The sequence below is a fragment of the Methanocalculus taiwanensis genome (assembly GCF_024372745.1).
Classification (GTDB): domain Archaea; phylum Halobacteriota; class Methanomicrobia; order Methanomicrobiales; family Methanocorpusculaceae; genus Methanocalculus; species Methanocalculus taiwanensis.
This window is the reverse complement of record NZ_VOTZ01000002.1, coordinates 186133-196910: the sequence shown is the minus strand read 5'-3', so window position 1 is coordinate 196910 and position 10778 is coordinate 186133. Positions and strand designations below refer to the sequence as shown.

Here is a 10778-nt window from a genome sequence, read left to right as displayed (position 1 = left end):
CATTCTGATTATCGGAAAGATAATCTTCGATAAATGCATAGGTATCCATGGCCCTGTGTCTCCTTTCTGCAAACAATGGTAGGCTGCAGGGCCAATTTAATTTTTACAGAAGATTTGTTACGTTACCCAACTCTGTCTTGCGTTTCTGTGGCGGAATTGATAATAAACTGTGATTCCTTGTTCACATCCTCATTTGTTTATTGGATTACTGTATGGAGATAATTGTATAGTATCGAGCCGGAAAAATCAGAGGGAGGAGATTGAATGGACATAGTACCATGCAATCTTAGCTGCATCTGCGCAATCGACGGAATCATCATGATCGAAATCGGCGCGGGGGTCGATTTCAGTCAATCCTGTAACCATAGAGGCAACCCGTGCGACATCACCGATATCAACCCGTCCATTATTGTTGAAATCTCCACGAACCCAGGGATTTCCGATGGTGATCTGCTGGCTGGTAACTTCAGATCCATCAACAAGAGCTGTGAGGGTGATGATCCCATCCCCAATTCCGAGTAAACAAAAGGTCATTGAACCATCCTCGGCTCCTTCTTTTATGCCCGATAGTGTGAGTGAGATATCAACGACAGGCGCATCATCAACCAATATCCCAAAAACCCTGATATATTCAATGGTTCCAACCGGGATATCGCCAAGGTTCTGCAAAAGCGACACATCCCCAAGGTATGCCTCCTGAATAATGCTTTTAATTGAATCTCCCTCTTTTGCCTGAATCCCCGCTTCTATGACGGGAGATGCGGTGAGAGCGATCCGGGAGGAACGCATTCCAAAGGGGAGAAGCAGTCTGTCGGCCTGGTAGCTGAAGTCTGATCCATCTCCACGTTCAATTGAAGATTCCATTCTCAGGGCAAAATGACTTCCATCTTCCAGCCCTGTGATGGTCGCTGTGATCTGATCGCCCTCATCGATTCGGTCGGGGGTTATCTGAATTGTCACAGCAGATCCGGATGATATCAGAAATGAGATCATGCAGATGAGGAAAAATATCCTGTTTCTGGTTGCCATGCCTGTACTATTGATCGCCCGTGATAATCGTAGATTGCGGTTTGCCCTGTCCAAAAGGGTAGCGATTTGCGATAATCAAAGGCAGGTTTCGAATCCGCGCGTTTTGATTGTCTGTTCAAAGAGGTTGACCGATCTACTGGCAAAAAGAAAAAAGGTTTAGGATTGTTTTGTGGTGTAGTAGTATGCTCCACCGGCAATCAGGATGATAATGATGACACCGATGATCACATATGTCCAGGGGAACGCAGCTGGTTCAACCGGAGTGACCGGGGTCGTCGGAGGCACCGTCTCTGTAGGTGTTACTGGTGGAATTGTTGGTGTAACTGTTGGTGTGACAACTGGAATTGCTGCTTCTGTATCGGTGAAGAGTGCAAAGATACTGAAGTGGGTTATCTGTGCACTTACTGTCCGGGTTGTCGGATTCACCGTTGTCTGAACACTCTCCCAACTGCCTGTTTCTGAGTTGTACCATTTCACTGAAAGGATCGATGGATCCTGCTCTGCCTGTGCCATAAGTGCATCCCATTGTGCCTGGGTGAACTCGAAGTTTAGCTGTGCACCGGGTGAGAATGTCGCACCTGCCGGTGAACAGGTGACAGCGTATCCTGCGAATGAGAATACTGAGCCACCTGGGACAGATGGAACACTCCCTGCCGGTAGATCATCTATTGAAACCGAACCGAGTGGGTTTCCATCTTGATCAAGAGCAATGGTGTTCCTGTTCAGGTTGAGTTTCGCAACACCTGATGGGGAATCGACAATATAGGACTGAAGGAGCATCCCCAGTGAGTTTGCCAGCAGGCTTGCAGATCCAACTGTCTCCTGTGTTGTGGGGACACCGCCGCCACCGCCACCGCCGCCGCCAGTCTGAGCGACGTTGATGTAGTTGGTTTCTGTCTTTGTAGCAGTGTTACTGGCAGCATCTGTTACATTAAGGCGTATCGAATATGCTCCTATCCCAAATGTTTGTGATGGGTTCTGAGCATTTGGTGTGGTGAAGTTGACCCATCCGGCATTATTACGGTTGTATTGCCAGTGATAGGTATACGGTGCAGTTCCACCGGTAGAGAGATCGGTGAACTGTGTGGTGATCTGGGTTGTTCCGGTTCTTGGAGTGCCGGTAAAGTTAGCGGTGAGTGTTGTCGCATCAGCCAGGGTAACGGTCGTACTTCCATAGGATGTCAGATTTCCGTTATTCTCAACCACCATATGGACAGTGAAGCTGCCTGCGATAAGTCCTGTGGTTGGGATGCTGAGGCTGTTATTATTGGTTGCATTGTGTGCGTTTCCATACCCTTCTGAGATGTAGATATTTGCCCTGTCGATCAGTTTTTTAACGGTCTGGTTGCCATCTCCCAGGAGATACATGCTCTTCAAAGAGCTGGCGCCAAGGCTTGTGAGATCAACAGTTACATTCCCGGTATAGGTTGAACCATCACGGATAAGAATTCCGGCGATATTCTGCGGCTGGGCACCACCCCAGTTCACAACCACCGGATCACCGATGGGGTACGTGGCTGCGGACGTGGTGAATTGTGATGCCTGTTCTGTGACAATGAAGGGCATCAATGTGATTGCAGAGACGCGGTCATCAGGCCCGTCAAGGCACATGGCCAGCAGGACATATTCGCCGGGGCCAATCCAGGTGATTGGAAGCCCTAATTCAGGAGTTGCTGTTGCAGTATTGAATCCGGCTGAAAGGTTAATGTAGTTGGCAGCGATCATCGTCTTGAGATCAGTCGAGAATGTGATCCCATCTCCTTTGATGAACTGTGGGATACGTTGTGCCTGGCCTGCATTATCAATCCTGACACCCTCGAAGCCATAGACAGCTCCTGATTTTCCATAGATGACGATTGTATCCTTGGAGAGCATCTCCTCAATGGTACTTCTTGAAGGCCTGGCACCGCGGAGGATCTGGTCGATCATTGAGCTGTTTGCTTTTCCGATGATTAATGTAGCTCTGTCGATGTTTGGAACAGTTACGGCGTAATTCATTGTTCCGGTCGGATTGATGAAATATGGAATTCCATCCTGGATAGCAGCCGGATCAATTGGATCATTTCCACGGTTATCAACGACAACACCGGAGCCTGCGGTGATCGTCTTCTGAAGAACGCCCATATCTGGTCTTTGCATCAGGCCGGCCTGTCCGGACAGGGTCACTGCCTGTGCCACAGGAACATCGAAGATGTTGTAGACGGCAGTCTTGTTCAGGTCAAGGCCTGCAAAGGTACCGGCACTGGTTTCATTAATGTATGCGAGGTAGTTGTTGTAGAGATGGAACTGCGTGCTCTGGCCCACATTGCCGGCTGCATCCACAGCATAGACAACTGCATTTCTGTTTCCACGCGTGTTGCCCTGTGCAACACCATAGACAAGGTTTGAAGAGGGGAACGTCGTACTGGATGCCTGATCGATCCAGACCCTGACAGGATTTGCATCAGTAACAGTGTACGCAAATGTCAGTGTCTCCTGTGCTTCAGGATACCCATCTCCATCCGAATCAGCAATCGAGTTAATGACAACAACCGGTGCGATAGTATCCTTTGTAAAGGTCTCTGTAGCGGTCAGTTCGCCACCACCTGGTAGCGAGCTTGTGCCATTCACAACAACGGTGTACTGTGCGTCTGCGAGTGGTCCATATGCCGCATAATTCAGTTCAATTGAACCCGCTGTCGGGCTGCTTGGTGTCAGTGTTGCCTGCCCGGTTACATTGACATTGTTTAAGAACATCTTCACGGTTGTTCCGGTGACCTGGACATAATCAGCTTTGATCACAGGCTGGGTCGCATTTGTGAAGGTGCCGTCAATATCCGGATTAAAGCTGATACCAGACTGGGCAACGGTGACATTATGAGTGACCGATGCGGGATTTCCTGCCAGATCAGATGCTGAAACGACAACGGCTGCGGGTCCAATCGGAACATTGTTTCTTGTTCCTGTAACGGTATATCCTCCGGCAATCGGTGTGATTGTTGGATTTACAAGTGCAACTCCGCCGACAGTGACATTGATCGTCGACTGATCAACTCCGCCGACATCAGTGATGGTTGCGGTTACAGTAACGTCCTGGGGAACTGTTGCTCCATTAGCAGGTGATGTGATTGTAATCGTCGGGGGGACTTCGTCTTTTGTTCGGAATAGGCCATTTACTGCGGTATATACTACCGGGGTCCTCGCCTCCTGCGTCTCGATAATCGTCACAGTTAAAATTGTCGATGATCCATTATTCGTAAGTGCCTGACAATTCAAACCAAAAAGCGAACTATTTCCAAAGAGGCCCTCAGTGATATCATTGGCATAAAAAACAGCACGAACTCTTCCTGGAGCTGGATTAGTCACTGTACCTCCCCAATCACGATCAGGGCGATATGATCTATTCTCGTTGACGAATCCCATTACTGTCTGATCATAATAGATGTCAACAGTAAATGTATCGAGATTATTCATATTCTGACCGAATATCCCAACAGGAACAGTTGTACCATCCATTGGGACATCAATAACAGTTTCTGCAACAATTTCTTTTGCTGCAACAAGTCCTGTACATGCTACTATGAGCAAGGTTAAAATAAGACTTATTGTAATTAATCTTCGTCTTACAAACATAAAATCCTCCTAAAGAACATCTTTACCTACTATAATCTACTCCTTATAATAAACATTACGATCAAAACTCCAAACAGAACTGAAATTAGTGAAGCTGGACTTGAATTTACAGGAATATTTGTTTTCTCTATTGGATGGTCCTCCCCTGTCTCATACAAATCACCCTCAACATTGGTTTGAGGGACCAATACTTCTTGTTGAATCTCTGTGGCATCAATTCCAATTGGAGTACCAGTTGGAGTTCCTATTGGTAATGTAGCAGGAATAATGGTTTGAACTGGCAGAGACCATGGAACACGAACTTCCAATGGTATTGTTGTAGGTTCATTGATATTTAAGGGGTAAGAAACGTCTGAAATGTACTCGGGTAACGGCTGTGAAGGTGTTGGTTCTGTAATGCCTGGAATTGGGATTGGGGAACGTTCAAAGTCTTCTATCTCTTCAATTCGAATGAATGGAGAAAAACCAGATTTCGCGCTTATGCGTGCAAGAGGTATGTAAGTTGCAGCAGCATATGGTGTTGGATCTCCAGTGAATGCAACAACTCGTGCGATCCCTTTTTCTGGATTTATCGCCGAAAAAACTTCAAGAGGACCAACAGAACCAATTTCTGAAATAGTTATCTCAGGATCATACTCAAGCTGGACGGTGTAGGTACTAATTGAATATGGCTTGTCTGAATTGAAGACAAGTAAATACGTTTCTTCACCTTCCTTTTCAAGACTAATTTCAGCTGCTGAAACAGTCAGAACAAAGACAAGGATCGCAGTTAGCACAAGAACCGGTAATCTCTTCATAAATTTCTCCAAAAATTATAGTTATTGGTAGTATCTGTTCAGACTCCCAGCAACATACCACGCTATATCTCTAGCATCACTCCCAAGTACCTGTCCATCATCGGTCACATCTCCATTGAACTGATCATTAAATGTCAGGGATAATGAACCTGCAACGAACCAGGCGATATCACGAGCATCTGAACCTCTAACAAATCCATCATTATTGACATCCCCTAATTGCCTGCCATAGAACCCAAAGGCAACCTGAGTGACATCAGCTGTATTCACATCCGAAATGGTTAGTATACCACCTGAAATGTAGCCTGCTGCATTAAATGGTCCATGCCATCCGGTTGCATTTCTGTAACTGTATGTCACGGTATCATTTACATAGGCTGTACCAATGGTGCGGGTAATTGAGGGCAGATCCACTGAGATCGTCGCACGCCCTCCGGTACTGGAGATTGTGGAGTTGAAGCTCTGTTCGGCCCTCACTTCTGCATTCCAGTGGTTTGTACTAGTGTTGCTGATCGTCTCTTCGACCTCCGGAGGCATCATCCGGGCATCACTGGCAGCTCCCATAATGGTTGTGAAGTGTGGAAGACTGCTGTCTTCTGCGACAACGACCGAATACTCGATGACCTCTCCCTGTGTAACAGTCAGGGTTGTATTGATCCACTCTCCCGGATTCACAGGCCTGATCGAGACACTGTGATCACCTTCAAGACGATCCTGTTGTGTTGCGTTGATGTTTGCTGCGACCTGGACACCATCAATATAGAAGTCCGCATTCACAGCAGCTCCGGTCTCATTCACCACTTCGAGTTGGATCGTTCCGTTGCCTTTCACATACCCTGTTGTATCGCCAAGTGCCATCCACTCGTCATCGTACATCGGGTAGAGACGGGCTTCAACCGTCTGTGAACCCGGCTGTTCAAACTTCAGTGGAACGAAGAAGTTCTTCACTTCGTTCGCAACAATGCTTGGTTGTGATTCGTTATCTGATCCCGGGTAGACGAAGAGCTTCCCGGTTGTTCTGTTCATCTTGTGAGTAAGGAACACTTTTGAGGCCGGGTTTTGTGGATCGCTGAGGTAATATGCCTTATTTGCGGCATTATCCGCCCCGGTGAAGTTCACACCGTTGCCGATTGGAACCTCCAGGATCATAACGGTCTGATCACGTGCTCCCGGACCGTTGTTGCTCACGGTGAATACAGCGTCCACCTCATCTCCTACTTTTAATCCTGGTGCTGGCTGTGCCGGAACTGTCACTCCAAGGAAGAAATCGGTTGCAATTGGATCGATGTACTCCTCTGGGATGGAGGCGATGGCGATTGACTTTGGAATCTTCTGGACACTCTGAACCGCAATGACCATCTTAGAGACATTGTCAGTGCCTGCATCGGATTTTCCGGTAATCACAATCTTGCCGGTTCTGTTGGCAACTGCATTTCCATAGAGTGCAAGTATCTGGTTTGCATCGAGCTGGAAGGAGTGCCGTACATTGTCCTCATCAAACGTAAACTGTTGCGGGGCAACAATTACTGTATCATCGTTGAGATATACTCCGATATTCGCAGTGAAGTTTACCTGAGATGGGATCTGTAGCTGTGTTAATGTGTTAATGACAGCTGCTGATGCTCTTGTGTTGCCCCAGCGGCCATTGGTATCATATTGTGATACCAGATACCTGATGCCACCCATTACAGTTTCATTCTCAACCGGGATTCCTGTCTTGTTAAGAGCGAATATTGCAAGAGCTGTTGTCTCACTATTATCATACCATCCATCGCTCCAGTAGTACCCAGTGGTGCCATCGCCCTGGCGAAGGGTAAAGAGCCTGTCCACCAGATCCTGCATCTTTGTATCGGCACGGGCACCAAGTGTTGCATTCTCTTTATAGTGCTCCTTGATTGCATCCAATCCGAAGATACCATATGCGACAGCTTTCGCCGGCTGAGAATTATAGCTTCCTGATTCAAGGAATTCAAATGACTTGTTCAGAGAGGTATTCACCTGCTCTTTCGCAGAATCACTCCCGATGAACTCGAATTCACCGCAGAACTTCTCGGACATGAAGCCGGTCCATTCGTACCGGTTGCTGATGTAGCCCCAGTCCTGCCATCCGCCATCAGCTTTCTGCTGATCAATAAGCCAGAGAGTGCTTGCAGTCAGGTTAATCTCAGTGGTATTGTTCAGGTATATGCCCCAGTCAAAGTCAGACTGCTGCATATCATGCTTGAGCTCGCTGAAGACATAGTTTGGATAGAGCGTATAGAAGAGCGACGGGCTTGACATCTGCCCCCATGCCCAGGCACCATAGTGCTGGTGATCCTCGGTGTAGGTGCCCCAGATCTTCTGGGCATTATAGCCGGTTGGCGCTTTCATCTGATTATACGCTCTCTGCATCGTGGATTTTAAGCTCGCATTTAACGAATCTGTCAATTTCCCACGGTTCTCATAGTATTGCTTCACACGGAGTGCTGCAAGGGCGGGGCTCATTGTCTGTTCGGGACATCCATGCGGGTACCCGACCAGGTACTCAAGGCCCTGGAGTGTTCGTCCTTCAGATCCGGCTGAGGTTGTAACTGTCACCTGTCTTCCTTCAAAGGGAACACGGTTAAACACATTAAACTGGATGTTACCGCCTGCATCATTCTCGTCGAGAGTTGTGGATTCCAGCACTTTGATGTCGACGTTTGGCTCCCGCACAACCACCGTGCCATTCACATAGGTCAGATTACCCTTTGCTTCAAGCTCAATGGAGTAGTCGAATGTCCCGATCTCTCTTGCCAGTATGTAATACCAGATCGCCGAGTTCCAGTTAGAATTATATCCATAGACAGACCAGTCTGCCGGATACCAGTAATACATCTGGAATGGAGAGTTCTGTGTCAGATCAATTTTTGTTCCATTCTGATACCACATTGAGAGTGTGGCATTGATATATCCCGGCATATTGGTGGTATAATATGTACCGAGATTGACGTAATTATCGACAACAACCGTTCTGTTGTACTTGTAGTAGGCTTCCCAATTGTTTTTATTAAAGTTTGTAATATCCAGCACATATGGATTAATCAGTACTCTGGTTGTTGCAACATTTCCTGTCGGATCATCATCCCCTGAGATCGTTGCAGTCAGTGTTTTTGATCCGGTTGTTGCCGGCTTCCAGGTGTTGAAGCTATAATACCTGCTCTGGTAAGCTCCAAGAACAATCTCATCCTGTTGCCAGAGGACTGTGCCGCCTTCTGTCACATTTGCAGAGACATTCACCGGGGTTGGTTTTGAATTCCATACAGTGACCGATACGCTGACGTTTCCATCTACCGGACTTGATGTGGGTGCCCAGATGGATACGCGGGCATTTGTTACCCGATCCTGGGTAAATGATCCCTTCCAGATATCAAGCTCAAGGAACTTTCCATCATCTGTCTTGACATTTGCTGCAGCCGTTGATCCAAACTCAGAGGTTCTTCCTGCCTCAGACTGGGCCCTGAACTGGAGATCGGCAACCTTTATGTTGAAATTATAATTTACATTAGTACCTGTGACGAGTAAACGTCCATAACCTGGGTTTGTGACACTCACACCAGGAGCAATATTAATTGCACCCTGATAGATACAGACAGCAGGGTCATATGTTACCGGAATGGAAAATGATCGAACCGGAGCTCCGGTTGAGACATTCGTGAGAGTGACCGGAAGAACCTTGGTATCGCCAACTGCTCCGGTAATATGATCAAATACTACCGTCACGGGTTTGAATGAGGCATAATCCGAGGTGATGGTCTTAGAAAGCTGACCCTGATCCGGATGGAGAATACGCTCGGTTGGTTCCTCCTGGGCCGGTCCATATGAGTTCACTTCAACAGAATACGTCTTTGTGCCCTTTGTCTTATCAAGGGTGATCGTTTCGCTTTGGGTCCAGTTCTCGCCTGGCTGGAGAGCCGGGATCGAATAGAACGTGTTTACTCCATCCCGTGCAACACGGAGATATGTAGGTACTGAGAAGACTCCACCATCATTTTCCACTCCATAGGTAACTCTGTGAGTCCCGGGAAGAACATTTTCATGAATCACAGTTTCGCTGCTTGAGATACCCTGGATTAATTCGGTATCAAGTACCGGCTGAAGATCGGGATATGTCAATGTTACCTGGGTAGAGAGGTTATTGTTATCATACCGAATCTCCTCTACTCTTCGATCCGGGTTGATATGAATGGCGATCTCTTTTAGACCAATTGATATGTCAGCTCCAGCTTCAATAACAAGTGTCGTTTCGACTCCGGGGATCCTCCCTCTCTGCCGAACCTCAATCGGACGGGAGTCATTGTAGATGGAAGCATCTGTCTTTAAGGTAAAGTTGCTGCCTGCATCAATCCTCTCAGTCAATGTCCAGGATCCCTTTTGCCCTACAAAGAATACGTCGACATCAAAATCTTCACTTTCAGTAACGGGTGCAAGACCGATATTCCGGATGACGAAGGTTGGATCTAAGAATATCGAACCGTTCTGATATTTCTTAACAAACTGAGGCGGGGCTGGATCTAAAACTCCGGTCAGATCAGGGAGTACCGGTGGCGGCGGAGGTGTTATCGTCACAGTTCCCGGTACTGAATACCTGAAGGGCACCGGATCGAACTCAGTGGCGCTCCATTCTCCCTGTGGCCATAATTCTCTGGTGACTTCCTCATCGACACGTGTTGTGTTGAAGGTAATCTTCGCAACTGCAAGAGGTGTTTGTCCGACAGTTAAGGAATCATGAGTCATTGAAACTCTGAGGAAACCTTCGTGAAAATGGTATGTCTCGACATGCCATGTCACAGACGTATTCACAGGAGCCTGTGGCGTAGCAGTGACATTTTCAACCCCAAGGACAGTCGGATCAAACATTACATCAAATCCAATCCCTGTTGCACCGGTGAGGTTTGCAACAGATACCAGAATCTCGGCATTCTGTCCCCCTTCAACAGTCACAGAGCCTAAAGCCAGCTTTGAATCAGCATTCTGCTGTACAAGCGCCTCAAAGTTCAATTCTGCCTGGTCATCGCCCGCAGTCAGTACATCCGGATCTGCCTGTTCCAGATCATCAAATCCGGTCTCCTCATCAGTGGTGGAGAACAGTGTCCCGGTGGGAATACCTGCTTCCACCTCCTCTCCGCCTGTACCTGCAAACGCAATGCCGATCAGGCAGGAAAAGATGAGAATAAGTGCAATCGTCTTCTTTCCAATCATCATAGTTCTTCACTTCCATTCAGTAATCACGATAGGTTCACACACACTCCATAGTTGGTGATGTTCTAATACATATCCTAAAGACAGATAAACGTTCTTCTCTTCACCTCACATAAATAA

At 47.4% G+C, this 10778-nt stretch carries 4 protein-coding genes; all 4 read right to left on the bottom strand.

Going from position 1 to position 10778, the window contains the following annotated elements:
* Positions 1-246: 246 nt before the first annotated feature.
* Positions 247-1029 carry a hypothetical protein gene (locus FTO68_RS01900; protein ID WP_255331660.1) on the bottom strand — a complete coding sequence of 261 codons (783 nt, stop codon included), beginning with the start codon at positions 1027-1029 and terminating at the stop codon, positions 247-249.
* Positions 1030-1185: 156 nt separating this feature from the next.
* On the bottom strand, positions 1186-4596 hold the full coding sequence (locus FTO68_RS01895; protein ID WP_255331659.1) for a hypothetical protein: 3411 nt from the start codon (positions 4594-4596) through the stop codon (positions 1186-1188).
* 74 nt (positions 4597-4670) lie between these two features.
* Positions 4671-5438, bottom strand: a complete 768-nt coding sequence (locus tag FTO68_RS01890; protein ID WP_255331658.1) for a hypothetical protein — start codon at positions 5436-5438, stop codon at positions 4671-4673.
* A 21-nt stretch (positions 5439-5459) separates the two neighbouring features.
* A complete protein-coding gene (locus FTO68_RS01885; RefSeq protein ID WP_255331657.1) occupies positions 5460-10661 on the bottom strand; it encodes a cohesin domain-containing protein in 5202 nt (1733 codons plus the stop codon).
* Positions 10662-10778 lie beyond the last annotated feature (117 nt).

Coding starts and splice junctions, on each gene's coding strand:
- FTO68_RS01900 (WP_255331660.1), bottom strand. CDS start 1,029: ATGGCAACCAGAAACAGGATATTTTTCCTCATCTGCATGATCTCATTT.
- FTO68_RS01890 (WP_255331658.1), bottom strand. CDS start 5,438: ATGAAGAGATTACCGGTTCTTGTGCTAACTGCGATCCTTGTCTTTGTT.
- FTO68_RS01885 (WP_255331657.1), bottom strand. CDS start 10,661: ATGATGATTGGAAAGAAGACGATTGCACTTATTCTCATCTTTTCCTGC.